Raw genomic sequence first — 25,329 nt, forward strand, 5'->3', positions numbered from 1 at the left:
TAAAAAGTGGACGATGCCGATAAGAAATTGGAAAACGGCCTTGAATCGTTTTATGATTGAATTTGAAGACCGTTTGAAAGATGTTATTTAAACCTGGCAGTTACACAAAATCTGTTACAGGGTCCGATTACAGTGTTTTAGACAAAGTGACCCCTTATCGAATGTTCGATAATTTCAATACCTTGTTACCGCTATTAATTCACAAGCTTCATCGGTGGTGCACGAGGTTTGAGCTGACTGTTCAAGATTTCTTTGATAACCATCGGCCCGCCACATTCAGGGCAGACAAAAACAGGCGCTTGCGCTTGCTTAATAGGTTTCTCTCCAACTAAGTCCTTAGTTTCGGGGATCACTTCAACTACATTGAGTAATTTGCGAGCCTTCTTCAAGTTCTTTTTACAGCCCGTGTTAGCAGTCAAGCCATAGTGACGAATACGATGAAAACCTAACGGTAAAGTATGTAGCAAAAATCTGCGGATAAACTCATTATTGCTTAACGTCATGGTACGATATCGTTTAGACACTTTAGCGCGATAATGCTTGCAGCGAAACGTCACCTCATTGCTATCACATTTAACCAAACGACTATTTGATATAGCAACTCGGTGGGTATAACGCGACAAATAGCTCAATACCGCTTTAGGGCCAGCAAAGGGACGCTTGGCATAAACAACCCATTCTTTTTTGCGTAATGGCGTAAGCCATTTAGCAAATGACGCCTTATCTTCAAGCGGTTCATCATTGCCAAAAAACAACAGAGAATGTTGCTGATGTGCTTGATATAACTTTTCAAGGTACAAACGTCTAAACAATCTTGATAGCACTCGAACAGGAAGAAAGAATCCTGATTTGCACGATACCCAATGCTCACCATCAGCAGATAATCCACCACCAGGTACAATACCATGTACATGCGGGTGATGAGTCATTGTAGAGCCCCATGTATGCAGCACAAATGTCACACCCAGTTTAGCCCCTAGACGTTTTACATCAGCGCCAATCGTCAGTAATGTTTCTGCCGCTACTTTGAGCAATAAACCATACATCACCGACTTGTTGTAATACGCTAAGTTGGCAACTTCTTTGGGTAAGGTGAACACCAAGTGATAGTAATCCACAGGCAACAGTTGTGCTTGTCGAGCTTCAAGCCACCTTTTTGCCGAGCTTGCTTGGCACTTTGGACAATGACGATTACGGCAGGAATTGTAAGATATGTGAGTGTGCTCACATGCTTGGCAACGTAATAAATGTCCACCTAACACTTGAGTTCGACAGTGTTCAATCGCTGACATGACTTTCAATTGATTTAAGCTTACATGCCCTTGATGAGTGTCACGCCATTGCTGTCCATGATGACGAAGTATATCGGCTATTTCTAATTGAGGACGAGTCATGGTGAATACTCACGACTTGTCCTTATCTTTTGTCTTACCCTTGTTTTCTAAGGCATCGAGTGGACTGATAACTTCGCGTAATAAGTTAGTAGCGACTTGCGCATACAAAGCGGTAGTGCTTAATCGAGCGTGCCCAAGTAACACTTGAATGATGCGAATATCAACATGAGCTTCGAGTAAGTGCGTAGCAAAGCTATGACGTAAAGTATGCATCGAAACTTGCTTTGTTATCCCTGCCAGTTTAGCCGTTTCTACACATATTCGGCTTAATTGACGAGCGGACATATGATTAATGGGATCAAGCCCTGGAAACAACCAACCTTCACGATGCATTTGTCCATGCTTATTGGCAAATACCCACCAATGTCGTAAATGATCAAGTAAGGCTGGGGATAGCTTTGCATATCTGTCTCGTCCCCCTTTACCTTGCACAACATGAAGTGCCATACGTTCTTTATCTATATCGCTGACTTTCAGTGATACCACTTCGCTAACCCGAAGCCCTGCACCATAGGCTACAGAAAATGCGGCATGATATTTTGGGTGTGGAGCCGCAGCAAGAAAGCGCTTAATTTCTAAGAGGTTCAATACGATAGGTAAATTACGAGCTACAGGTATGGAGCTTAATTTATACACGAGTTGAGGTTTATCTAACGTTATTTGATATAAGAATCGCAAACCAGTAATGATGCCATTAATAGTTGTTCCCGTGGTTCCATCATTCACCAAAAACAACTGAAATTCACGTAATTCTTTACGCGTAGTGTTTTCAGGTGAGTGTTGCAAATATTCAGATAAGCGATTAATAGCTCGGATGTAAGAAATTTGAGTTTTTACGGCAAGTTTACGTAAACTCATATCATCATTCATGCGTTGACGAAGGACTGGGGGGAAATATGTTGAAATCTTCATAGTAAATACTCCTAGCAAATTGAGGCGGAATACCTCAATACTAAGAGTAGAAAAGAATACAGGAGTTAGCAGGTGATACGAGACTTGAAAAGAACGCTATTACCGCGGAAGCGGTTTAGTTCTTTGAGCTTGAAGCGGACGTTAGGATTAACCAGTAGCTAACTTCCGTTTAGCGCACCAAAGACCTAAATGACAAAAGAAAGGAACCACAAAGTGTAGTGGTTGATCGGGCTAAGTGGATAACCCTTCAATCTTTATAGCTATTGAGATGGATAACTACTGAGCTGTATAACTACTGCGCTTTAAAAGTACTCCGCCTTACTAGGACTTACGAGGACTTAGTTTTTCTCTATGATTAGTTTCTATAAATAGTTTGAATAAGGTGATAACCAAATTTGGTTTTAATTGGACCATGTACCGTTAATATCGCTTTTTTAAAAACCACGTCATCAAAGGCTTTTACCATTTGGCCTGGCTTAAACTCGCCTAAATCTCCACCCTTCTTACCTGATGGGCAAGTTGAGTTTTTCTTGGCTAACTGTCCAAAGTCAGCCCCTTTGGCGATTTTAGCCTTTAATTCTTGCGCAAGCTTTTCGCTTTTAACTAAAATATGACGGGCACATGCAGCAGCCACATTATTCTCCAATTTAGGGTTAATAGCGTTATTATAACTAATTATGGTCAAGGCAAAGTAAATACTTTTAATTAACGCTGTAATTAGTTAACGCTGAATCATCTTGAGCAAAATTCATCACTTTATCCATAGCTAGGCGAATAGCCTTAGATATAAGACCAGTTTTTTCTTTACTTGTTAGCGTAACAACTTAAAATCACGGTATATTTTCCTTAGTTGTTCCCCCCATGAGTTCAATACAGCATTTATTTGACAATAATCAGCAATGGTCTGACAAGATAAAACAAGAAGATCCTAATTTTTTCAAGCATTTATCAGAACAACAGAACCCTGAATATTTATGGATAGGTTGCTCAGACTCTCGCGTACCGGCTAATGAATTACTGGGTATGCAACCGGGTGAAGTGTTTGTGCACCGTAATATTGCTAATCAAGTGATCCATACTGACCTAAATTGCCTTTCTGTGATTCAGTTCGCGGTTGATGTTTTAAAAATAAAACACATCATTGTTTGTGGACATTATGGCTGTGGCGGCGTTATTGCTTCTCTAGACAATCAAAGCCATGGGTTAATTGATAATTGGTTACATCATATTAAAGATGTTTATCGCTTTCATAAAGCGCGTTTAGATGCCGTTGAAAATAAAACTGAACGACTAAAATTGCTCTGCGAATTAAATGTGATAGAACAAGTTGCCAACGTTTGTAACACAACTATCTTAAAAAAAGCTTGGGATATAAAGCAAGATGTTACCGTACATGGCTTTGTTTATAATTTGCATGACGGTATTTTAAAAGACTTAAAAGTCTCGGTTGATTACAATAAATAATGGTGCTTAAAACTAGCCCTATAGCAAATATTGTTAACGGGTCATAAGACACTAAAAAGACTTAGTTTTTATTTCCCTCGGCTTATACAATGGTGCACTCACCTTGTACAATAGTGAATTTTCAGCACCAACATCGAAAATATTATGAACAAAATATTTATTATTGGCTTACCTAGAACCGGTACTACCAGTATTTGCGCTGCTATGCTTGAGCTAGGTTTTCATGTCGCACATACCGCGTATACCGATAGCTCATTCACTGAAGCGCAAGTGATCGCCGACACGCCGATATTTTGTGATTATCAATATTTAGATAAAGCTTACCCCAACGCTAAGTTTATCTACTTAGGGCGTGCTATGGATAGATGGCTACCTTCCATCCAGAAGTTACTCACCCGTATGCATACCAACCTTATTCGCGACGATGGTGGCTTTAACCCGATAATTAAACGCTGTTATCAAACAATATTTACGCCCTATAATCTAGATAACATCAATGATTTTGAGTTTTTAGCACTATGCTACCAACAACATCAAAGTCAGGTTTATCAGTATTTTCAAGACCGGGAAGATGACTTTTTATCAATAGATATTAGCGACAGTCAGAGCTATAAACAGTTACTGAGCTTTTTAGCGTTAACTGTCGATATTAATGATTATAAAGCCGCTAGCTTAGGTTTTGAAAAACTTAATGTCGGCGGTAAGATCACCGCTTGGAAAGATATAAAAAACACCTTAAAGGTTAGCTCTACCAATAAAGGTAGAGTAACTAAACTGCCCTATTTAACCTAAACACCATCATCAAGTGTATCTCGCCTAATTAAGCGCTGTTGCTTGATTGCTTGGTCAAATCACTACTAGCGGGATTAATTAAGCTGGCAAATAGCACAGCGAAAGCAATAAATACTGCTGATATATATAGACAGGCCACTAAGCCGTAAAGCTGAAATATCCAGCCTGAAAGGACAGTACCTAACAATCGGCCACAGGCATTAGCCATATAATAAAAACCTACATCAAGCGACACACCGTCTTTACCCGCCATATCAACAATCAAAAAACTATGTAGTGACGAATTAATGGCAAATAAAACCGCGAACACCATTAAGCCAATAATAACCACCCATTTAGCTGAAAATTCGCTCTGTAAGGCAAGCGCCATTGCTGTAGGAACCACAACCAATATAGCCCCCCATATCGCGGCATCTCTACCTGTGGGTGCTTTATTGGCAGGTTTTTTAGTTAATTTTGGCGCTAGCGTTTGCATCAGACCATAAAGTACGATCCAACCAGCAATAAAGCCACTGACCCCACTATGTGACCAAGCGAATTCGGTGGCTAAAAAAACAGGTAAAGCGACAACAAACCACACATCACGCGCGGCAAATAAAAATAATCTCGCGGCTGAAAGCAAATTAATCGCTCGGCTTTTTGATAGTATCTCTTTAAATTTAGGTTGGTATTTAGCTTTACCTAAGTCTGCTTGTAACTTAAACAGACTAAACAACCACACAATCGTTAACATGCACGCCATCAGTGCAATGGCGCCGGTAAAACCTAACCAAGTTAACAACACGCCACCGAGAAAAAACCCGATACCTTTTAAGGTGTTTTTAGAGCCCGTTAATAGTGCCACCCATTGATACAGTTTACCGCTCTGTCCTGCTGGTACTAAAAGTTTAATGGCACTTTTTGCGCTCATTTTATTAAGGTCTTTAGCGATACCAGACAAAGCTTGCGCCACCATGACATAGGCCACAGTAAGAAAACCACTCGGCACCAGTAGCATAACCAAAGCGATTATTTGTAAGGCCAAACCAATATTCATGGTTTTGTTTAGCCCGATACGAGCGCCCAACCAGCCCCCGACTAAATTGGTGATTACGCCAAAAAATTCGTAAAACAAAAACAGCAAGGCAATATTTAACGGGCTATAACCGAGCTGATAAAAATACAGCACAACTAACATCCGCAGCGCACCGTCGGTTAGCGTAAATGCCCAATAATTACCGGTGATCATTAAATACTGTTTTACCTGAACTGATAGGCCACTGAGTGCTTTCATTTATACAAATCTACTTTAGCTTTTAGCTTGGTGAGTTTTATGTCTAACTATTCAGATCAGAATTCAGATCAGAGTTCAGGTTAGAGTTCAGATCAGAGCGACCCACCATACGAGCGATTTCCGCTGTACGATTTGCATAGCCCCATTCGTTGTCATACCAAACATAAAGTTTAACTTGTGTGCCATTAACCACCATAGTTGAGGGTGCATCGATTATGCACGAGCGTGGATCGGTTTTATAATCAATTGAAACCAGTGGCCGCTGTTCAAAACCTAAAATATCTTTTAGCTCGCCATTCGCCGCCGCTTGTAAATAATCATTCACTTCTTGTTCTGTTGTGGCTCGTTCTAGCTCAAAAACACAATCGGTGATTGACGCATTAGCCAGTGGCACTCTTACCGCATGGCCATTCAGCTTACCTTTAAGTTCGGGGAAAATATGAGTAATAGCCGTTGCTGAGCCGGTAGTGGTTGGAATTAAGCTCATGCCACAAGCACGAGCGCGACGTAAATCTTTATGCGGTGCATCCAAGATAGTTTGTGTATTGGTGATATTATGAATAGTGGTCATTGAACCATGTTTAATGCCAATATTTTCGTGAATCACTTTTACCACTGGGGCAAGACAGTTAGTGGTGCAAGAGGCTGCAGTGACTATCGAGTGCTTGTCGCTGTCGTATTGGTCATCATTAACGCCCATAACAATATTCAATACGCCGTCTTCTTTCACTGGCGCAGTAACGACCACACGTTTCACCCCTTGGTCTAAATAAGCTTGCAGTAATGCTGTAGATTTCATCACACCCGTTGCTTCAATAACCACGTCACAACCTGACCAATCCGTGTCTGCAATAGTGCTATTTTGGCTACAGGTAATTTCATGGTTGTTAATCACTATATTTTCAGCTTTATGCTGCGCCTGATGTTGCCAAATACCGTGTATTGAATCAAAATTAAGTAAATGTGCTAAGGTTTCTGCGTTACCAGCAGGATCGTTAATTTTAATAATTTCAACATCATCCCAGCCATAGGCCACCCGCATCGATAAACGTCCAATACGGCCGAAACCGTTAATACCCATTTTAATTGTCATGATGATTTTCCTGTCAAAATTTATTTTATAATCACTTAGCCCGCTAAGTGATCTGGCTATTTTAAGCTTGGTGTCGCTTACTCACAACAAGTTGCAATGCGTTCAGGCCTAGCGCCCATAAGATGTAACGCTTGCAAATGTGGAGTAATAAAGTTGATATTTTCTTTTAAGGTTAAACTGATAACCTGTTGTGCCCATGTGGCTACATCAGGATTAATGCTATAAAAAACCCACTGTTTTTGTTTACGTGTTAATAATAAGCCCGAGCTTTTTAATACCGCCAAATGTCGGGATATTTTTGGCTGACTAGACTCAGCAAGTGCCGCCATAAGTTCGCAAACACAAAGCTCACCTTCTTCGGCAATCAGCAATATACTTTTAAGCCGTATATCATCAGCCAAATTTTTATAAAACTCAGTTGGATTCATTTGCTGCTCTTCTGGTTAATGCTCAGTTTAGGTGATAATAACCTAAGCCACTTAATAACGAAATAGTTATATAATAATTTTATTATAAAGTAATTATATTAAAATAAAAGTGGCTTAACGAATCTGGGTATTAAAATGCCGATCACACTTTAATAATTTAAATTATTAGGTTTATCAGTGTACTAATAAAAAGCACAAATTAATTGTTGAAACGAAACTAAATAAGAACTATTATCAATCGTGTTATCAATCACCAGAGAATTTTACATGTTTGTTTGTATTTGCAAGGGCATTACAGATCATCAGATTAAACAATTAGTCACTGAATCCGGTGTCGGGTCTATCCGTGAACTAAAACAACACTTACCGTTAGGTTCACAGTGTGGTACTTGCGTTAAAGTTGCTCAAAGTATTATTAATAACACTATTATCAATGAAAGCTTATTTAAAGAAGTCGGCTAAAGAGCCCGCTTACGTTAATAACCTGACTGCAATTGATAACGATTAACATTCTCAAACCATTGTTTTTAAATATTTTTTTCATCTATCCTTTTCATTCATCTACTTTCTTTCTATAATTGCAGTCAATATTTAATTAACTTAAATTTGAGATGCTAATGAAAGGTAACACCTCAGTACTCGCCATACTTAATAAAGTACTCACCAGTGAACTAACATCGATTAATCAATATTTTCTACACGCTCGCATGTACAAAAATTGGGGTATTAATGCCTTAAATAGCAAGTGCTATAAAAAATCAATTCTCGATATGAAGCAAGCTGATAAGGTTATTGAGCGGATATTATTTCTTGAAGGCCTACCTAACTTACAACAATTAGCACCACTGGCTATCGGTGAACATACCGAAGAAATGATCCGTTGTGATCTTGGTTTTCAAACTGCACAAATTGCGGTAGTGCGTAACGCCATTACTATTTGTGAACAACAACAAGATTATGTCAGTCGTGAAATGTTAGACACTATACTCAATGACGAAGAAGAACATTTAGATTGGCTGGAAACTCAGCAATACCAAATTAACGCTATGGGTATTGAAAAATTTATTCAGGCACAGCTATAAACAGCTTCAGCTAGACCATTTAGAAGGAAAATAAAATGAAAGGTAATACGCAAGTTATTGCAGCATTAAACGGCCTACTCTCCTATGAACTAGCCGCAATGGACCAATATTTCATTCATTCTCGGATGTATGAAGACTGGGGCATGAATAAGTTATTTGAACGTATCGATCACGAATTTGACGATGAAAAATTACATGCCTCAATGCTCATTCAGCGTATTTTATTCTTAGAAGGTATACCTGATATGCATACGCGCCAAGGCTTAAATATTGGCAAGACGGTACCTGAAATGCTGCAAAGTGATTTAGATGTGGAATATGCCGATGCAAAAGCGCTTAGAGCCGCTATTGCGCTGTGTGAACAGGAAAAAGATTACGTAACACGTGAGATTCTAGAAAAATTATTAGACGATACTGAAGTTGATCATGCCTTCTGGTTGGAACAACAATTAGGTCTCATTAAAACTATCGGTTTACAAAACTATATTCAATCGCAGTTATAACCAATATAGCCAATATAGTCACTAAAATAGTCTATAGGTAGCCTTAATATTGTCACACTTTCACACCGACGTGCATGTGCTTACATGCAGGTAAGTTATTAGGGGCAATTATAGAGCTGTATTAATGCTCTACAGCGCTATGGATGGTTAATACTTAAGAGCGGCAGCGTGATCATAGCAGTGCCTACATCCTGACCGCCATTCTATAGATAAAAAGCCAGTGAGTTTACTCGCTGGCTTTTTTAATGCGCCAACGCCATATCTTCACTGAATAAAAAGCAATCACCCTTTGTAACTTTGTCAGCACTCATCTAGGTTTAGATAAGCAATCAATGGCTTATTTAATCATTAGCATAAAACGTGATTAAAATACCCCTTACCTTGGTCAATGTCTCTTCGCATAAAATAGCTCAGCAAGTAAATCAAGCCATGAGTGATAAAGTGCCGATCAAAAAAAGGCCCGCATAATGCGAGCCTTAATTAAATCTAATCATAAGTGCTAAGGACGTTTTACGGTCTCATTTCTTCTTGATCCGCACCTTCTTTTTCAATCACTTCAGGGATTAAGTCTTCTTTCGAAATACCTAATGCCAACGCAACCGAGCTAGCTACATAAACTGATGAGTAAGTACCGACAAAAACCCCTAATAGTAATGCTGTCGCAAAACCATGTATTAGCGCTCCACCTTTAAAAAACAAAGCAGCAAGTACTAACAAAGTGGTAATTGAAGTAATAACGGTCCGTGATAAAGTTTGTGTTAAAGAAATGTTGATCACATCTTCAGGCGTACCAGAACGCACTTTTCTAAAGTTTTCTCGGATACGATCCGAGACCACTATGGTATCGTTGAGTGAGTAACCTATTACCGCCAGTACCGCTGCAAGTACCGTTAAATCAAACTGTAACTGTAAAACAGAGAACAAGCCTAACGTTAACAATACATCATGAAATAACGCGATAACTGAGCCTAAGGCAAAACGCCATTCAAAACGAAAGGCAACATAGACTAAAATACAGATCAGCGCAGTTAACATAGCTAAACCGCCCTGCTCTGCTAAATCATCGCCAACACTCGCCCCGACAAACTCAATGCGACGCATATCAATAGTTTGCCCAGTACCTGCTTGTAAAATATCAAGTACTTGGTTACCTAGCATTTCTGCTTTAACATCTTCACGTGGTGCTAAACGAATCACCACATCACGGCTTGAACCATATAACTGAACTACAGCATCATCAAAACCGTTTGAGTCCATAATAGCGCGAACTTTTGTCAAATCAGCCGATTCATCGAAACCAATTTCGATTAAAGTACCACCCGTAAAGTCTAAACCAAAGTTAAGCTTATTTGTCGCCAATGAAACAACCGAGGCTAGCATGAGTACAATGCTGAATACCAAGGCCACCTTGCGGTAGCGCATAAAGGCAACAGTTTCTTTTAATTGTAAAATTTGCATATAATTGAAGCCCTATATAGAAAGTTTATCGAGACGTTTACCACCCCAAACAGCGTTAACGATAGTACGAGTACCAATAACTGCGGTAAACATCGAAGTGATAATACCGATTGATAACGTGATCGCAAAACCTTTAACGGGTCCTGTGCCGATGGCAAATAAAATCAAGGCAGCAATTAACGTGGTAATATTGGCATCAATGATAGTTGAAAAGGCCGCGTCATAACCCTGATGGATTGACTGCTGAATTGATTTACCTTCACGAATTTCTTCACGAATACGCTCAAAAATAAGTACGTTAGCATCAACCGCCATACCGACAGTTAACACGATACCGGCCATACCTGGTAACGATAGTGTTGCACCTGGGATCAACGACATAATGCCAATAATTAAGATTAAGTTCGCCCCTAACGCTACGTTTGCCACCACACCAAAGGCACGGTAGTAAATCAGCATAAAGATGAAGACTAAACCAAAGCCCATCATAATGGCTTGGAAACCCAGTCTTACGTTTTCAGCACCTAATGTTGGACCAACAGTACGTTCTTCTACAATTTGAATCGGCGCAACCAAAGCACCCGCTCGAAGCAGTAAGGCTAAGTTATGTGCTTCAGATTGGCTACCTGCACCCGTAATTCTAAAAGTTTTACCTAAGCGTGCTTGGATAGTAGCAACACTGATCACTTCTTCAACTTTCTCGAAGATAGTATTACCTTCAGCATCAACACGGTCGGTTGGTTTGAATTCAATAAATACCGTCGCCATTGGCTTACCAATATTGCTTTTAGTGCTGTTTGACATTTTATTACCGCCAGCAGAATCTAAGGTAATATTAACTTGTGGGCGGCTATATTCATCAAAACTTGAACCCGCATCAACAATATGATCACCCGTAAGCATCACACGTTTTTTCAACAATACCGGCTGGCCATTACGTTCTTTTAATAACTCTGAGCTACCTGGAACACGACCATTAAGCGCTGCACCTAAATCACCTTCAGTATCAACTAAACGAAATTCAATCGTCGCAGTTGCACTTAAAATTTCTTTTGCTTTCGCTGTATCTTGCACGCCCGGTAATTCAATAACAATGTGCTTTTGACCTTGACGTTGTACTAGCGGCTCAGCAACACCTAGCTCATTAACACGGTTACGAATAATGGTAATGTTTTGTTGCAATGCATATTCACGGGTTTCTTTTAATTTTTGATCAGTCATTTTGGCGGATAAGGTTAAGCTATCCTCATCACTAAAAAATACTACATCACGGTTTTGTTTTTCTAGATATGACTCTGCACTTGCTAAGTCTTCCGCATTACGAAATTGAATATTAATGGCATCATTAACTTGTTTAACTGAGCGATAACGAATTTTTTCGCCACGTAAACCCGTGCGAAAATCATCAACTAAACTTTTTTGTACCTTAACAATCGCTTCCTGCATGTTTACTTCCATTAGGAAGCTAACACCACCACTTAAATCTAAACCTAACTTCATTGGCGTGCCGCCAACGCTTGCTAACCACGCGGGTGTTGCAGGTGTTAAGTTTAAGGCAACTGAATACTCATCACCAATATTGTCATCAAGTAGATCACGCGCACGTAATTGTTGTTCTGTGTCATTGAAACGCGCCAATATTTGACCGTTTTCCATCACAAGACTTAAGTAGGAGATTTTCTTTTCATCTAAGTGTGACTTAACTACGTCTAACGTTGCTGCGTTTGTTTCAATACCGCGCAAGCCAGAAATTTGTACTGCGGGATCTTCACCATAAAGGTTAGGAGTCGCATACAAAGCACCAACAGCTACTATAAATAGCACCATCAATGTCTTCCATAATGGATATTTGTTTAACACAATATCACCCTATTTTCTTTTGAATCGCGCGCTAATACTAAGCTAAGTTATCGCACGAAAGTTTGTTATAATTTTTGTTATCACTATTGCACAAGCTATGTAAGGCGTGCAATTGATCACTATCAATGCACACCTTCAAAACCGCTATAGCGAAAAAAGCCAACAAGATCTCATTATAGAGACTTCATTGTACCTTTAGGTAATACAGCATTAATTGCACTTTTTTGTACTGTAACTTCAGTACCTTCGGCGATGCTTACGACGATAAAATCTTTTTCATCTGAAACTTTAGCAATTTTACCAACAATGCCGCCTTGTGTTAGTACTTCGTCACCTTTTGATAATTCAGACATCAAACTTTTATGCTCTTTCACACGTTTAGCTTGTGGACGATAGATCATAAAATAAAATACTAAACCAAATACAGCTAGCATAATTAACATTGACATACCATCAGCCCCCTGAGCGGGACCTGCAGCAGCGTGGGCTTGACTAATAAATAAACTCATAAATACCTCTTTTTATTTTTCTGATTAATTTTATAAAATGGCGAAATTACAGCTGCTTATGCTGTTTCATTGTCCGCTAATGAACTAGCTAATGGCGGAACAGGTAAATCACGTAGCGCATAAAACTCGGCAACAAACGTATCTAGTTTGCCTTGCTCTATCGCGTCACGCAATCCTTGCATTACACGTTGATAAAAACGTAAATTATGCATGGTATTTAATTGCGAGCCTAAAATTTCATTACATTTGTCTAAATGATGTAAATAAGCACGCGAATAATTTTTACAAGTATAACAATCACATTCAGGATCTAATGGGCCAGTATCCGTTTTGTGACGAGCATTTCTAATTTTAATAACCCCGTTAGTAACAAATAAATGTCCGTTACGGGCATTACGCGTTGGCATCACACAATCGAACATGTCAATTCCACGGCGCACACCTTCAACTAAGTCTTCAGGTTTACCAACTCCCATAAGATATCGGGGTTTATTTTCTGGTATCAAGGGCGCGGTATGATCTAATATTCGAATCATATCTTCTTTGGGTTCACCAACTGATAAGCCGCCAATAGCATAGCCATCAAAACCAATACTGGTTAAGCCATTAACAGAGACTTCACGTAGGTCTTCATACATGCCGCCTTGTACAATACCAAATAAAGCATTGAGGTTACCTTCATGGGCATCTTTTGAACGCTGCGCCCAACGCAATGAAAGCTCCATTGACACTTTTGATTCTTCATGACTCGCGGGATAAGGGGTACATTCATCAAATATCATCACGATGTCAGCGCCTAAACTGCGCTGAACTTCCATCGAGCGTTCAGGTGTTAGCATAATTTTTTCACCGTTAACGGGCGAGCTAAATTTAACCCCTTCTTCGGTGATTTTACGCATTTTACCTAAGCTAAATACTTGGAAGCCGCCTGAATCGGTTAGAATGGGCTTATCCCAATTCATAAAGCCATGTAAGCCACCGTGTTGTTCGATAATTTCAGTACCTGGGCGTAACATCAAGTGAAAGGTATTGCCTAAAATAATTTCGGCACCTGTTTCTGCTACTTCTTCAGCTTTCATGCCTTTTACTGTGCCGTAAGTACCCACTGGCATAAACGCTGGGGTTTCTATTGTGCCACGGTCAAAGGTTAAACGACCACGTCGAGCTTTACCGTCTGTGGTGAGTAACTCGTACTGCATAGCGTTTTTTTCTGTTTTATTTGTCATATTTCATCCTTCGCCCACTAGCGAAACAGGCTAGCTGCTTTTACGTTTAAGTGGCTATAACCTAGCCAACTTGTATTTTTTACGATTAAGTATTGTGATCTTTTTTCGTTAACAGCATGGCATCACCATAACTGAAAAAGCGATATTGCTGTGCAACCGCATGTTGATAAGCCGCGATAATATTGTCGTAACCGGCAAAGGCACTAACTAACATCAGTAAGGTTGATTCCGATAAGTGAAAATTAGTAATTAAACTATCAACAATTTGAAATTCATAACCTGGGGTAATAAAAATATCGGTATCACCATAAAATTCACTAAAGGCTTTACCTTGTTCTTTAGCCACTTTAGCGGCACTTTCTAGCGAACGAACTGACGTGGTGCCCACCGCAATAACTTTACCGCCATTGGCCTTAGTTTGCTCAATTTGAGTGACAACACTCGCGGGCACTTCAACATATTCAGCATGCATAATATGGTCAGCGATTTCCTCAACCTTTACGGGTTGAAAGGTGCCTGCACCAACATGTAAAGTCACAAAAGCAAAATCTACACCTTTGGCTTTCAATACGGCCATGAGTGCATCGTCAAAATGCAAACCGGCTGTTGGCGCGGCTACCGCACCGGGTTTTTCATTATAAACTGTTTGATAGCGCTCGCGATCGCTGTCTTCATCAGGTCGATCGATATAAGGCGGTAGCGGCATATGGCCAACGTCATCTAATATGGACAACACTGATTGCTCACCATGAAATTTAAGCTCAAACAAGGCGTCATGTCTTGCTACCATAGTGGCTTTAACTTTACCTTCTAATAGTATTTCACTACCCGGCTTTGGCGATTTACTGCAGCGAATGTGTGCTAACACCCGATGTTCATCGAGTAAACGTTCAACTAAAACCTCTAATTTACCACCACTGGCTTTTTGACCAAACATGCGCGCTGGAATCACCCGCGTATTGTTAAAAACTAACAAGTCTCCCGCTTTAACATGGGCAACAAGGTCAGTAAACCTTTCATCATTAAGCACGCCACTATTACCATTTAAGGTCATTAAACGGCTGGCTGAACGGTTGGCTTTTGGGTATCGAGCGATAAGCTCTTCGGGTAAATCAAATGAAAAATCAGCAACACGCATGGTAAATAAACTAGTTTAAAGGTTAAAAAACGCGTAATTTTAGTGCTGCACGTCACGAATAGCAAGTATTAACTTGTAAAACTCAGCATAGGTTATAACAGCAATATCATCTAAAGTACCTCAGTGCTATCACGAGCATAAATAGCGACTATAGTTTAAAATTAATCACCTAAAACCTTCATTTTGACGTATGCTGAAATAAAATAACTTAGTCAGGTAAGCACATGAAAAATCTTGCTTTCGCTATCGCAAAAACTATTATCAACGGTTTTGAGCGACATATTTATCTTTACAGTGAAATAACAAAAACGGCAAAACAACGTTTTGAGCAACAACGTTGGCATGACATACAATTAGCCGCTAAAGCCCGTACTGACTTTTATGATCAACGTATAGAAGAAACACTCACCACTATTAAACAAGATTTTCTGGTCACTGAGCTAAGTGATGAGCTTTGGCAATATGTTAAAATTTGCTATATAGACTTACTCAGTAAACACCCTCAACCAGAGTTAGCTGAGAGTTTTTATAATTCAATTTTTTGCCATCTTTTTGAGCGTGAATATTATCATAATGCCTATATTTTCGTGCAATCAACCGCCACACGCTTAGATACTTTACCAACACCAAAAATATTCACCAGTTACTTTCCTGCCGAACAAGGATTGTTTAAAACCATCAACCACATTATGAATAGCCAAAATTTTTCAGTGCCATTTACGCACTTGAAAAAAGATATCAATATTCTAATAGCAAAATTTCGTCAACACGCAGATAAAACGCTCTATCAGCTATCAGATTTACAATTCGATATTTTAGATTCTGTTTTCTACCGTAATAAAGGCGCTTACATTATTGGCCGGGTAATTTCCCCAGGTGGTGAAACACCCTTTATTATTTCGCTATTAAACACTGAAAAAGAAGGTTTGTTTATTGACGCTTTGATCACCGAAGGTGAAGATATGGCGGTGGTTTTTGGTTTTGCTCGTGCTTATTTCTTTGTCGATTGCCAGCACCCACACGCATTAATTGTTTTTCTTAATCGTTTAACTCCCCATAAAACTAGCGCGGATTTATATTCTGCCATCGGTTTTCACAAACAGGGAAAAACCCAGTTTTATCGTGACTTTTTAAACCACCTTGATAACAGTGATGACAAACTTGTACTCGCGCCGGGTATCAAAGGTATGGTGATGTCAGTATTTATGCTGCCATCATATCCCTATGTTTTTAAAATTATTAAAGACAAATTTTCCCCCAGTAAAAATATGACTCGGGAAGATGTTAAAGGCAAATATCGTTTAGTTAAATTGCATGATCGAGTTGGACGAATGGCTGATACGATGGAATATTCCGAAGTGGCCTTTCCAAAACAGCGCTTCTCAGCCGAGCTACTTGAAGAACTCAATGCCGTTGCCCCTTCGTTGTTAAGGTATGAAGATGATTTAGTGATCATTAAACATATGTATATCGAACGTAAAATGACGCCACTGAATTTGTACTTAGCAACAGCCAATGATGCCCAAGTAGACCATGCTATGTCTGGCTACGGCGAAGCGATTAAACAGCTAATTGCCGCCAATATATTTCCAGGCGATATGTTGTTGAAAAATTTTGGTGTCACACGCCATGGTAGGGTAATTTTTTATGACTACGATGAAATTACCTATATGAATGAGGTTAATTTTCGCGTTAAGCCAGAAGCCGTCACAGAAGAGCAAATTTACGCTGCAGAGCCATGGTACTCTGTTGACCCTGGTGATGTATTTCCAGAAGAAATAGCCACTTTTGCTTTAGCCAATACCCGTTATCGACAAGCATTTTTAGGTCATCATGCTAATTTACTGCAAGCTCAATATTGGCAAGACTGCCAAGCGAGTGTGGCTAAAGGCGTTTTTGCCGATGTTTACCCGTATCCTGAAGCATCACGCTTTTGTCATTGGCAAAGTAAATAAAACCACCCGATATAGCCAAACAACTTTAGTTGTCTGGCTATATCGCTGTTCCACTTCAAGCAGTACCTTGAAGTGAACGACTATAAAACCAACAAAAACTAATAAAAATGAATAAAAACCCGCACATCTGCTGTTTATTTAGCCGAACAGTCATTTTTTTTAAATTTACGCTTTACCTTTAGCTCGGCATCAGTATAATTCGAATCTGTTGCAGGGGTGTAGTTCCAATTGGTAGAACAGCGGTCTCCAAAACCGACGGTTGGGAGTTCGAATCTCTCCACCCCTGCCAATTCCTTTCTGATGTTAGCTTGTGTTAATTATTACTCACTTACTCACTTAGTTAATTAACTCACCAAATTGTATTTATAAAAAATTCTAGTTCTTCCTATTTAAAAACTCTGTCATGATAACTGTGATTTCTAACTGTAGCTAAAATGATATGAGCATTAATAAAAGACAATTTGAATTATTACAAGCCATGGGCATTACCGTTTGGCAAAGGCGAGAATTATCCAGCCATAACTTATTGTCGGCTAATGCTACTGAGACTGCTCAAAATAACGCTACAAATAGCGACTCAAACACAGTAGTTACCTCACCCGCATTATCAAAATCAAGTTCGGATACAGCTAAGAAAATAGTACAAACAGCACAAAGTGACTGTATTGCTGTCGATCTAAAGTCGTTACTTAAACAACCACTATTTAAAGATATTATTCGTTGTTTAGGTACGAATAGCGCCGATTTATCCATCAGCCATAATAAAATCGATTTAGGTATTATTAATTGGCAATTCACGGAAAATGAACGCATTGAATTTCAGCATAACTGCTTAAGTACACCCGATTTAACCACGCTCGCCAACTCGCCAGAATTAAAAAAATCATTGTGGCAATCAATAGGATCTTTGAGCTCAACATGAAGAAAATAATTAACACTACCTTTACGCCTGTGCATCAGGATATAGTTGAACAGCTTATGGTGATTGAACTTGCCTGCCACCCACACCCGTGGAGTGAAAAAACCTTTAGAAGTTGTATCAGTGGGCGATATTTTGGTGATTATTTAACCATAGATAATCGTATTGTCGGTTTTTATGTTGGCGAATTCATATTGGGTGAAGCAACATTAATGGATATTTGTGTTAGCCCAGAGCAACAAGGTAAAGGTTACGGTAAAGCTCTGTTGTTACAGTTTTTCGCACACTGTAAAACACTCGCTACCGAGAGTATCTTCCTCGAAGTACGGGCAAAAAATATTAGCGCACAAATGCTTTATATTAATCAGGGCTTTATTGAAATATCACGCAGAACTGGCTATTACCCAAGTAATACCGGCTTTGGTTATGAAGACGCTATAGTGATGTCAAAAAAACTAAAATAAAATAAGCTAAAATAAAGTTAGGTGAAGTAAAAGTCTGTGTAATTTTTCCATAATAACGCACAGTAAAACCTTTACCATTTTTCTCCTCACACTTTGGATAATACTAACTTTATTATCAAGCCATAGTGTCTGGAAAATAGTGTCAGACAAATTCTGTCTGGCCAAACTTGTCTGGTTAAGCTGAGCAATTACTGCTTAACCTATCTCTAGCAGTCTGAGCAGCATTACACCGCCCTTAACAGCTTATGATTATCACTAAATTTATAGCCATTAACTAAACCATTACTGCTTGCTATATTATCTTCAGTCATTACAATTATATTTCACCTTTTATTTCTCATCATTTTAAAATCGATTATTCAACACCTTGTCTAAAACATAATAATGTGCGATGACTAGATTAATGCTAATTTTGGAGTTCTAATGATTAAAATAAATTACTTGCTAGCCATTATGCCACTGGCTTTATCACTTACTGTGCAAGCAAATTCAACGCACTTAAACACGGTTAGCGACGACCTTGTTAGCCAGCAAAGAGCAGCACTTGCTCACAACACAAAAAATAAAGGTTTTGGCCCACAATCGCCTAGAGATATAGATGCTGTTATGGGCACAAACACTATTGATTTTGGCAAAGCACCCGCCTACGAAACCATGAACTTATGCAACATTCATTTTCACAAAAATGCTGAGCATGCCGGTGGACAATTTACCCAATATGCCGGTAATGGTGATGGTCAAGGATATCAAAGCGGCTATCTATATTCAGGCAAGTTAACTGCACAGCAACTACAACCAGTATCTAAAAATGTTTGTCCTAGTAAACATGGCGGCTTACAATCTGGCGATACCATTGAGGTGCATTACGTTCATTCATCTGCGCAGATAAAACCTGGAGCGACCTTAGGTGCTTGTTTAAGTGAGTCGATTAAAAACCCCCAACTACGAGTGGAAACTCAAGTCTATGTCCTGGTTAACGATGATAACGCCTTGAACTTTAGTCAGTTAACCTTAGTTGGCGAACAAAACCAACAGTATCAAGCACTAAACCTGCCCAACAATACCGGTAAACCCGTGGTATATAGTGGCTCAACCACTGGCCCTGGTTATAATGAAGTAGCTTCACCTTTTCAGGTCACTTGGAGTGTTCGACCTGAAGTGGCTAAAGTCAATATTGATACGATAGCTCAGTGGTGTAAAAGCAATGAGTTTAACGAAGATCATGCCCATGGGGTCAGAAACCTAATCATTAATCATGAACTACTTTCACCGATCAAGTAGTCAGATGTTAATAATATCAATAACTCAGTAACACAAAAATAAAAAAGCAAACCATAGGGTTTGATTTTTACCTTAGGCGGTTCTAATTGACCGACAATACAACGCCTTCCTTTACTTAATATAAATCAAACATCTACTGCACTGAACAGACAAAAACTTTAAATAACATAAGCTTATTGAGCAAGATGACATCACCAGTTATAAAACACTCAAAGGCTGATCATACTTATACTTTCTTAACTGTTTATTAGATATTCATCAGATAAAAAGGCTAACCCATCATTAATTAAGCGCACATCAATAGTTAAAATTTGCCTTAGCACAATTAAAGAAATGACCTGGCTAGCAAGAACCATTGCCTATTAGGGCAAAAATAGAAAATAAAGTGACAATACAAGATATTGTTACTGCCCTTCGCACTTGTTTTCGCTATAATGTTGCGCTTTAAAATTTAAGTTAAATTTTTTTCATCCACTTTAAAAACAGGTAATTTGCATGTCTGTACAACAGCAAGAAGTCGACCTTAGACGCACCTTCGCTATTATTAGTCACCCTGATGCAGGTAAAACGACTATCACTGAAAAGGTCTTACTTTTTGGTCAAGCTATACAAAAAGCAGGTACCGTGAAAGGTAAAAAATCGGGACAACATGCAAAATCTGACTGGATGGAAATGGAAAAAGAACGTGGTATTTCAATTACTACTTCTGTAATGCAATTTCCGTATAATAATTGTTTAGTCAATTTACTCGATACCCCCGGCCATGAAGACTTCTCAGAAGATACTTATCGAACACTGACCGCAGTCGACTCTTGCTTAATGGTGATTGACGTCGCTAAAGGTGTTGAAGCTCGTACCATTAAACTGATGGAAGTTACCCGTTTACGCGACACCCCTATCATTACCTTTATGAATAAAATGGACCGCGATGTGCGAGATCCAATGGAAGTCATGGATGAAGTTGAAGACATACTAAAAATAAAATGTGCCCCTATTACTTGGCCAATTGGCATGGGTAAAGAGTTTAAAGGTGTCTATAATATTTTGACTGATGAGATATTTTTATATCAGACAGGTCAAGGTCATACTATTCAAGAAAAACGTGTCATTAAAGGCATAGATAACCCAGAGCTAGATGCCGTTATTGGTAATTACGCTGAAGACTTACGTGAAGAATTGGCGCTGGTTGTTGGTGCTTCTCATGAATTTAATCATGAAGAATTTTTAAAAGGCGAATTAACACCGGTATATTTTGGTACCGCATTGGGCAACTTTGGTGTTGACCATATGCTAAACGGCCTAACTCGCTGGGCTCCCAAGCCATTATCGCGCGCAACTGACACCCGAATTGTTAGAGCTGAAGAAGAGAAATTTTCTGGCTTTGTCTTTAAAATCCAAGCCAACATGGATCCTAAACATCGTGATCGCATTGCCTTTATGCGCATTTGTTCAGGCAAGTACGAAAAAGGCATGAAGATGAAACAAGTACGCATCGGCAAAGACGTTAGAATTGCTGATGCTGTAACTTTTATGGCGGGTGATCGCTCTAATGTCGAGCAAGCTTATGCCGGCGATATTATTGGCTTACATAACCACGGTAGTATTCAAATTGGCGATACCTTTACCGCAGGTGAAGATATGAAATTTAGTGGTATTCCAAATTTTGCGCCAGAAATGTTCCGTCGTATTCGTTTACGCGATCCACTCAAAGCAAAACAATTACAAAAAGGCCTGATTCAATTATCAGAAGAAGGTGCAGTACAAGTATTTAGACCTTTCAACTCTAACGATATGATCGTTGGTGCGGTAGGTGTATTGCAGTTTGAAGTTGTCGTACAACGCTTAAAAACTGAATACAAAGTTGACGCTATTTATGAACCGATCAGCGTAGCGACTGCACGCTGGTGTACATGTGATAACGAGCGCACTTTAGAGAAATTTCAAAAGAAAGCTTATGATAACCTAGCACTTGATGGTGGCAATAATTTAACCTATATCGCCCCGACTATGGTTAACTTAAGTCTAGCGCAAGAGCGCCACCCAGATATTGAATTTCAAAAAACACGTGAGCATTAATAAGTGTCTTGTAATTGAAAACCATTGATAGCCCATAATTTATCCATAAGCGTAATGAAAAGCATCACGCTTATTCACTCAAGTTATTGCCGCTCACTTGAGCCTTTAATCGAAGAAGAGTTAATTTAAATGAATATTAGCAACATCCTGAATGAAAAAGTTAAGCTTGCTATGACAGCGGCAGGTTTACCAGAAGGTACAAACCCTGCGATAAGTTTATCTAACCGAGCAAATTTTGGTGACTACCAAGCTAATGGTGTCATGGGTGCGGCTAAAAAATTAAAAACCAATCCACGTGAACTGGCCACTAAAGTAGTTGCTGCTCTGGACTTAACCGGTATCGCTGAAAAAGTTGAATTAGCCGGCCCTGGCTTTATTAATATTCATTTAGACAAAAGCTGGTTAGCAAAGCAATTAAATGAAATATCAAATGACAAAAATTTAGGCGTAATACAAGCAATAAAGCCTCAAAATGTTGTCGTTGATTACTCTGCTCCTAACCTGGCAAAAGAAATGCACGTAGGGCATTTACGCTCAACCATTATTGGTGATGCCGTTGTGCGCGCGCTTGAGTTTCGTGGTGAACATGTTATCCGCCAAAATCACATGGGTGATTGGGGTACACAGTTTGGTATGTTATTAGCCCATTTAAGCGATAAGTTGGCGGCTGATGAAGTAGCAGAAACTGCCCTGTCAGATCTAGAAAACTTTTATCGTGAAGCGAAAGTGCGTTTTGATAACGAAGACGGCTTTGCTGATCGTGCTCGTGATTACGTCGTAAAACTGCAAAGTGGCGATGGCCATTGTGCAAAACTTTGGCAACAGTTTATTGATATTTCAATTAGCCATAGCGAAGAAATTTATCAAAAACTCAACGTGACCTTAGCTCGCAAAGATATTATGGGTGAAAGTGCATATAACGATGATTTATCAAACGTTATTGATGAACTCATGGCACAAAAAATAGCGGTAGAAGATCAAGGCGCTAAAGTTGTTTTTATCAATGAAATGGCCAACAAAGATGGTGATCCCTCAGTATTTATCGTACAAAAGTCTGGCGGCGGTTACTTATATGCCACCACCGACCTTTCAGCTTGTCGCTACCGCAGTGGTCAGTTAAAAGCTGATCGTATTATTATTTTTACTGACGCTCGTCAAGCTTTACACTTTAAGCAAGTTGAAATTGTCGCGCGTAAAGCCGGTTTCTTACCCGAGCATGTCAGTTATGATCATTGCCCATTTGGTATGATGATGGGAGACGACGGTAAGCCTTTTAAAACCCGTACTGGTGGCACAATAAAACTCGCTGAATTACTTGATGAAGCCGTTATTAGAGCCAAAGCCGTTATTGCTGAAAAGAACCCTGATTACAGCGAAGCACATTTAACTGAAATTGCCAAAAAAGTGGGTATTGGCGCGGTCAAGTTTGCTGATTTATCAAAAAACCGTACCAGTGATTATATTTTCAACTGGAAAACCATGCTGAGTTTTGAAGGTGCTACCGCGCCCTACTTACAGTATGCTTATTCACGTATTCAAAGTATTTTTACTAAAGCAGACTTTTCAGCCAATAATAACTTACCCGCCATTGCTATTGTTGAACCACAAGAAAAAGCCTTAGCACTAAAGTTATTGCAGCTAGAAAATGTTATCGACTCAGTTATTAGCGAATGTACACCAAACTTGCTGTGTAATTATTTGTATGAACTGGCCAGTCTTTATATGAGTTTTTACGAAGCCTGCCCAATATTAAAAGATGATATAGCCAGTGATGTACAGCAATCGCGACTGGCACTAAGCTACATAATTGCCAATACGCTTAAACAAGGTTTAGATATTTTAGGCATTGACGTAATGGAACGCATGTAAATAAAATAGCCATACTAGGTAGTGTTGATTCGCTCATTAAAAAAGTGAATTAACACTTCGAAAATGGTTAATTAACGTAAAGTGGGGGGAGCAAATGACAGACATGCTAAGCTTTACCGACAGCCATTGTCATCTTGATTTTGACGCTTTTTCTGCCGATTTACCCGACTTACTTAAGCAATGCCAGCAAGCGAATATTCACCATATCGTTATACCTAGCATTGGCCCTAAAAACTGGCATAAGACACTCACACTAGCAAAAAATCACAGTAGTGAAACACTAACATTGCATCCGTGTTTAGGTATTCACCCTTGGTTTCTGAAGGACTTAAGTGCTGATAGTCTGACTGTTTTAGAACACTTAGTTAAAAGCCATCGCAATGACATTGTGGCTATCGGTGAGGCGGGTATTGATGGCGTTATTGCTCAAGCAGAAAATAATTTAGCGCAGCAAATTCAAATTTTTGAACAACAACTGACCTTAGCAAAATCCTACCAGTTACCCATTATTGTTCATCATCGCAAATCGCATCAGCATATTGTCGCTATGCTACGACAAAAAAACCTCACTAAAGGTGGAATTATCCACGCTTTTTCAGGTAGTTACCAGCAAGCATGTCAGTATATTGATTTAGGTTTTAAGCTGGGTATCGGCGGCACAATTACCTATCCACGCGCGGAAAAAACCATTAAAGCCATAAAGCGACTACCCCTAGCAAGCTTAGTGTTAGAAACAGACGCACCGTCAATGCCATTATATGGTTTTCAAGGCCAAGATAATTCGCCCTTACAGCTGATCAAAGTATTTCAAGCACTGGTGGGCATACGCTCTGAATCAGCGAGTGAACTTGCCCATGCATTGGAGTCGAATATAAACACTGTTTTAGCTTTCGCTAAAAGCTAGGTAAAACATAATAAAAAATAGTTAAAACAGTGTTAAAAAATGCTTTACACTAACGGCTAGGTGGCCTGAAACCTTGACGGCTGAAACGATTTAAACCACGGGTTAAGAGAAAGCCAATAACACCTGCCACCATCATCAACAAACGCATAATATCGTATTGATCACGGCTATTTTTAATCAGTTCATCGGCTAATATTGAGCGATAGAGTGAGAGTCGAATATAGCCGTGCAATTTATCTGTGCGCAGTTCCTGCACGAAAGGGATAACATCATCAGTTTGATTGATTTTTCGCAGACTAAGACCAAAAAGATCATTAATAGATTCTGCTTGCTCTGAACTGGCGATGTTTTGTCCAGTAATACCATAAATATGCACACTCTTTACTAACGGCTGCTGCACTAAGTTGTCGGTATATTGCTGTAACTGGCTAGGGTTTTGCGCCAAATAAGGCAATGTGCTTGTTGCTGCTTGTGCTAAATAAAGCTTGCCCATTTTCTTGGCATGAGCTTGGATCTCTAGTTGCTGATTATCACGACTGGTCACCCAAAAATCCATCAAAAATACCAACAATAAAATAGCGAGCGCTAATTGTAATATTTTATTATAAATTGGTGATAATTTAGGGTATAAAGGCTGTTCTATTTGCTTCATCAAACGAATTGCTTCCTATATTTCTGTAACTGCATTATAGAACCATATTTCAACTTTTTATACTAGGACAGTTATTT

At 39.3% G+C, this 25,329-nt stretch carries 24 protein-coding genes and 1 tRNA gene; 13 read left to right on the forward strand and 12 right to left on the reverse strand.

Annotated features, from left to right (window positions below):
- Positions 1-194: 194 nt before the first annotated feature.
- The 3 genes from H4J59_RS07075 to ppiC form a co-directional block, all read right to left on the reverse strand.
- Positions 195-1,394 (reverse strand): IS91 family transposase, encoded by a 1,200-nt coding sequence (locus H4J59_RS07075; protein WP_182238033.1) that lies wholly within the window; start codon positions 1,392-1,394, stop codon positions 195-197.
- A gap of 9 nt (positions 1,395-1,403) precedes the next feature.
- Positions 1,404-2,306, reverse strand: a complete 903-nt coding sequence (locus tag H4J59_RS07080) for a tyrosine-type recombinase/integrase (protein ID WP_182238035.1) — start codon at positions 2,304-2,306, stop codon at positions 1,404-1,406.
- A gap of 355 nt (positions 2,307-2,661) precedes the next feature.
- On the reverse strand, positions 2,662-2,940 hold the full coding sequence (ppiC, locus tag H4J59_RS07085; protein WP_182135705.1) for a peptidylprolyl isomerase PpiC: 279 nt from the start codon (positions 2,938-2,940) through the stop codon (positions 2,662-2,664).
- Between the two features lie 227 nt (positions 2,941-3,167).
- Here ppiC and can point away from each other — a divergent pair, with 227 nt between their 5' ends.
- Both can and H4J59_RS07095 read left to right on the forward strand, forming a co-directional pair.
- Complete coding sequence (gene can, locus H4J59_RS07090) at positions 3,168-3,770, forward strand: carbonate dehydratase (RefSeq protein ID WP_182238037.1); 603 nt, start codon at positions 3,168-3,170, stop codon at positions 3,768-3,770.
- A 144-nt stretch (positions 3,771-3,914) separates the two neighbouring features.
- Positions 3,915-4,562, forward strand: coding sequence for a sulfotransferase (locus tag H4J59_RS07095; RefSeq protein ID WP_182238039.1), 648 nt, complete (start codon positions 3,915-3,917; stop codon positions 4,560-4,562).
- A 28-nt stretch (positions 4,563-4,590) separates the two neighbouring features.
- Here the strand turns inward: H4J59_RS07095 and arsJ are convergent, their stop codons facing one another.
- The 3 genes from arsJ to H4J59_RS07110 all read right to left on the reverse strand — a co-directional run bounded on the left by arsJ (position 4,591) and on the right by H4J59_RS07110 (position 7,356).
- Positions 4,591-5,835: an organoarsenical effux MFS transporter ArsJ gene (gene arsJ / locus H4J59_RS07100; protein WP_182238041.1), complete on the reverse strand. Its 1,245-nt coding sequence runs from the start codon at positions 5,833-5,835 to the stop codon at positions 4,591-4,593.
- 43 nt (positions 5,836-5,878) lie between these two features.
- A complete protein-coding gene (locus H4J59_RS07105) occupies positions 5,879-6,928 on the reverse strand; it encodes an ArsJ-associated glyceraldehyde-3-phosphate dehydrogenase (protein ID WP_182238043.1) in 1,050 nt (349 codons plus the stop codon).
- 77 nt (positions 6,929-7,005) lie between these two features.
- Positions 7,006-7,356, reverse strand: a complete 351-nt coding sequence (locus H4J59_RS07110) for a metalloregulator ArsR/SmtB family transcription factor (RefSeq protein ID WP_182238044.1) — start codon at positions 7,354-7,356, stop codon at positions 7,006-7,008.
- 267 nt (positions 7,357-7,623) lie between these two features.
- On the opposite strand from H4J59_RS07110, the gene H4J59_RS07115 reads away from it, so the two are divergent.
- The 3 genes from H4J59_RS07115 (at position 7,624) to bfr (H4J59_RS07125) (ending at position 8,941) form a co-directional block, all read left to right on the forward strand.
- Positions 7,624-7,818: a bacterioferritin-associated ferredoxin gene (locus H4J59_RS07115; RefSeq protein ID WP_182238046.1), complete on the forward strand. Its 195-nt coding sequence runs from the start codon at positions 7,624-7,626 to the stop codon at positions 7,816-7,818.
- 155 nt (positions 7,819-7,973) lie between these two features.
- Complete coding sequence (gene bfr / locus H4J59_RS07120) at positions 7,974-8,438, forward strand: bacterioferritin (protein WP_182238048.1); 465 nt, start codon at positions 7,974-7,976, stop codon at positions 8,436-8,438.
- A 35-nt stretch (positions 8,439-8,473) separates the two neighbouring features.
- Entirely contained in the window at positions 8,474-8,941 is a 468-nt protein-coding gene (gene bfr, locus H4J59_RS07125) for a bacterioferritin (protein WP_182135647.1), read from the forward strand.
- A gap of 510 nt (positions 8,942-9,451) precedes the next feature.
- On the opposite strand, the gene secF is transcribed toward bfr (H4J59_RS07125), so the two are convergent.
- The 5 genes from secF to queA form a co-directional block, all read right to left on the reverse strand.
- Positions 9,452-10,399, reverse strand: coding sequence for a protein translocase subunit SecF (gene secF / locus H4J59_RS07130; RefSeq protein ID WP_182238050.1), 948 nt, complete (start codon positions 10,397-10,399; stop codon positions 9,452-9,454).
- Positions 10,400-10,411: 12 nt separating this feature from the next.
- Positions 10,412-12,259, reverse strand: coding sequence for a protein translocase subunit SecD (secD, locus tag H4J59_RS07135; RefSeq protein WP_182238052.1), 1,848 nt, complete (start codon positions 12,257-12,259; stop codon positions 10,412-10,414).
- 173 nt (positions 12,260-12,432) lie between these two features.
- Entirely contained in the window at positions 12,433-12,768 is a 336-nt protein-coding gene (gene yajC / locus H4J59_RS07140; protein WP_182135644.1) for a preprotein translocase subunit YajC, read from the reverse strand.
- A 56-nt stretch (positions 12,769-12,824) separates the two neighbouring features.
- Positions 12,825-13,967, reverse strand: a complete 1,143-nt coding sequence (gene tgt / locus H4J59_RS07145; protein WP_182238111.1) for a tRNA guanosine(34) transglycosylase Tgt — start codon at positions 13,965-13,967, stop codon at positions 12,825-12,827.
- A gap of 112 nt (positions 13,968-14,079) precedes the next feature.
- Positions 14,080-15,132: a tRNA preQ1(34) S-adenosylmethionine ribosyltransferase-isomerase QueA gene (gene queA, locus H4J59_RS07150; protein ID WP_182238054.1), complete on the reverse strand. Its 1,053-nt coding sequence runs from the start codon at positions 15,130-15,132 to the stop codon at positions 14,080-14,082.
- A 224-nt stretch (positions 15,133-15,356) separates the two neighbouring features.
- Here queA and aceK point away from each other — a divergent pair, with 224 nt between their 5' ends.
- The 8 genes from aceK to H4J59_RS07190 all read left to right on the forward strand — a co-directional run bounded on the left by aceK (position 15,357) and on the right by H4J59_RS07190 (position 24,600).
- Positions 15,357-17,087 carry a bifunctional isocitrate dehydrogenase kinase/phosphatase gene (gene aceK, locus H4J59_RS07155; RefSeq protein ID WP_182238055.1) on the forward strand — a complete coding sequence of 577 codons (1,731 nt, stop codon included), beginning with the start codon at positions 15,357-15,359 and terminating at the stop codon, positions 17,085-17,087.
- A 212-nt stretch (positions 17,088-17,299) separates the two neighbouring features.
- A tRNA-Trp gene (locus H4J59_RS07160) sits at positions 17,300-17,376 on the forward strand.
- A 150-nt stretch (positions 17,377-17,526) separates the two neighbouring features.
- A complete protein-coding gene (locus H4J59_RS07165; RefSeq protein WP_182238056.1) occupies positions 17,527-18,009 on the forward strand; it encodes a DNA polymerase III subunit psi in 483 nt (160 codons plus the stop codon).
- On the forward strand, positions 18,006-18,470 hold the full coding sequence (gene rimI, locus H4J59_RS07170) for a ribosomal protein S18-alanine N-acetyltransferase (RefSeq protein ID WP_182238057.1): 465 nt from the start codon (positions 18,006-18,008) through the stop codon (positions 18,468-18,470). Before H4J59_RS07165 ends, rimI begins: the two co-directional genes overlap by 4 nt.
- Before the next feature lie 423 nt (positions 18,471-18,893).
- On the forward strand, positions 18,894-19,751 hold the full coding sequence (locus tag H4J59_RS07175) for a delta-class carbonic anhydrase (RefSeq protein ID WP_182238058.1): 858 nt from the start codon (positions 18,894-18,896) through the stop codon (positions 19,749-19,751).
- Positions 19,752-20,246: 495 nt separating this feature from the next.
- Positions 20,247-21,827, forward strand: a complete 1,581-nt coding sequence (gene prfC / locus H4J59_RS07180; RefSeq protein ID WP_182238059.1) for a peptide chain release factor 3 — start codon at positions 20,247-20,249, stop codon at positions 21,825-21,827.
- 129 nt (positions 21,828-21,956) lie between these two features.
- Entirely contained in the window at positions 21,957-23,696 is a 1,740-nt protein-coding gene (gene argS / locus H4J59_RS07185; RefSeq protein WP_182238060.1) for an arginine--tRNA ligase, read from the forward strand.
- A 94-nt stretch (positions 23,697-23,790) separates the two neighbouring features.
- Positions 23,791-24,600 (forward strand): TatD family hydrolase, encoded by an 810-nt coding sequence (locus tag H4J59_RS07190; protein ID WP_259369429.1) that lies wholly within the window; start codon positions 23,791-23,793, stop codon positions 24,598-24,600.
- Between the two features lie 49 nt (positions 24,601-24,649).
- Here the strand turns inward: H4J59_RS07190 and H4J59_RS07195 are convergent, their stop codons facing one another.
- Positions 24,650-25,252 carry an AhpA/YtjB family protein gene (locus tag H4J59_RS07195; protein ID WP_259369434.1) on the reverse strand — a complete coding sequence of 201 codons (603 nt, stop codon included), beginning with the start codon at positions 25,250-25,252 and terminating at the stop codon, positions 24,650-24,652.
- Positions 25,253-25,329 lie beyond the last annotated feature (77 nt).

Source organism: Colwellia sp. MB02u-10, assembly GCF_014077185.1.
GTDB lineage: Bacteria > Pseudomonadota > Gammaproteobacteria > Enterobacterales > Alteromonadaceae > Cognaticolwellia.

What these genes read in the sequence shown, in the direction of transcription:
- H4J59_RS07075 (WP_182238033.1), bottom strand. Translation starts at nt 1,394, where the DNA reads ATGACTCGTCCTCAATTAGAAATAGCCGATATACTTCGTCATCATGGA.
- H4J59_RS07080 (WP_182238035.1), bottom strand. Translation starts at nt 2,306, where the DNA reads ATGAAGATTTCAACATATTTCCCCCCAGTCCTTCGTCAACGCATGAAT.
- can (WP_182238037.1), top strand. Translation starts at nt 3,168, where the DNA reads ATGAGTTCAATACAGCATTTATTTGACAATAATCAGCAATGGTCTGAC.
- H4J59_RS07095 (WP_182238039.1), top strand. Translation starts at nt 3,915, where the DNA reads ATGAACAAAATATTTATTATTGGCTTACCTAGAACCGGTACTACCAGT.
- arsJ (WP_182238041.1), bottom strand. Translation starts at nt 5,835, where the DNA reads ATGAAAGCACTCAGTGGCCTATCAGTTCAGGTAAAACAGTATTTAATG.
- H4J59_RS07105 (WP_182238043.1), bottom strand. Translation starts at nt 6,928, where the DNA reads ATGACAATTAAAATGGGTATTAACGGTTTCGGCCGTATTGGACGTTTA.
- H4J59_RS07110 (WP_182238044.1), bottom strand. Translation starts at nt 7,356, where the DNA reads ATGAATCCAACTGAGTTTTATAAAAATTTGGCTGATGATATACGGCTT.
- H4J59_RS07115 (WP_182238046.1), top strand. Translation starts at nt 7,624, where the DNA reads ATGTTTGTTTGTATTTGCAAGGGCATTACAGATCATCAGATTAAACAA.
- bfr (WP_182238048.1), top strand. Translation starts at nt 7,974, where the DNA reads ATGAAAGGTAACACCTCAGTACTCGCCATACTTAATAAAGTACTCACC.
- bfr (WP_182135647.1), top strand. Translation starts at nt 8,474, where the DNA reads ATGAAAGGTAATACGCAAGTTATTGCAGCATTAAACGGCCTACTCTCC.
- secF (WP_182238050.1), bottom strand. Translation starts at nt 10,399, where the DNA reads ATGCAAATTTTACAATTAAAAGAAACTGTTGCCTTTATGCGCTACCGC.
- yajC (WP_182135644.1), bottom strand. Translation starts at nt 12,768, where the DNA reads ATGAGTTTATTTATTAGTCAAGCCCACGCTGCTGCAGGTCCCGCTCAG.
- tgt (WP_182238111.1), bottom strand. Translation starts at nt 13,967, where the DNA reads ATGCAGTACGAGTTACTCACCACAGACGGTAAAGCTCGACGTGGTCGT.
- queA (WP_182238054.1), bottom strand. Translation starts at nt 15,132, where the DNA reads ATGCGTGTTGCTGATTTTTCATTTGATTTACCCGAAGAGCTTATCGCT.
- aceK (WP_182238055.1), top strand. Translation starts at nt 15,357, where the DNA reads ATGAAAAATCTTGCTTTCGCTATCGCAAAAACTATTATCAACGGTTTT.
- H4J59_RS07165 (WP_182238056.1), top strand. Translation starts at nt 17,527, where the DNA reads ATGAGCATTAATAAAAGACAATTTGAATTATTACAAGCCATGGGCATT.
- rimI (WP_182238057.1), top strand. Translation starts at nt 18,006, where the DNA reads ATGAAGAAAATAATTAACACTACCTTTACGCCTGTGCATCAGGATATA.
- H4J59_RS07175 (WP_182238058.1), top strand. Translation starts at nt 18,894, where the DNA reads ATGATTAAAATAAATTACTTGCTAGCCATTATGCCACTGGCTTTATCA.
- prfC (WP_182238059.1), top strand. Translation starts at nt 20,247, where the DNA reads ATGTCTGTACAACAGCAAGAAGTCGACCTTAGACGCACCTTCGCTATT.
- argS (WP_182238060.1), top strand. Translation starts at nt 21,957, where the DNA reads ATGAATATTAGCAACATCCTGAATGAAAAAGTTAAGCTTGCTATGACA.
- H4J59_RS07190 (WP_259369429.1), top strand. Translation starts at nt 23,791, where the DNA reads ATGACAGACATGCTAAGCTTTACCGACAGCCATTGTCATCTTGATTTT.
- H4J59_RS07195 (WP_259369434.1), bottom strand. Translation starts at nt 25,252, where the DNA reads ATGAAGCAAATAGAACAGCCTTTATACCCTAAATTATCACCAATTTAT.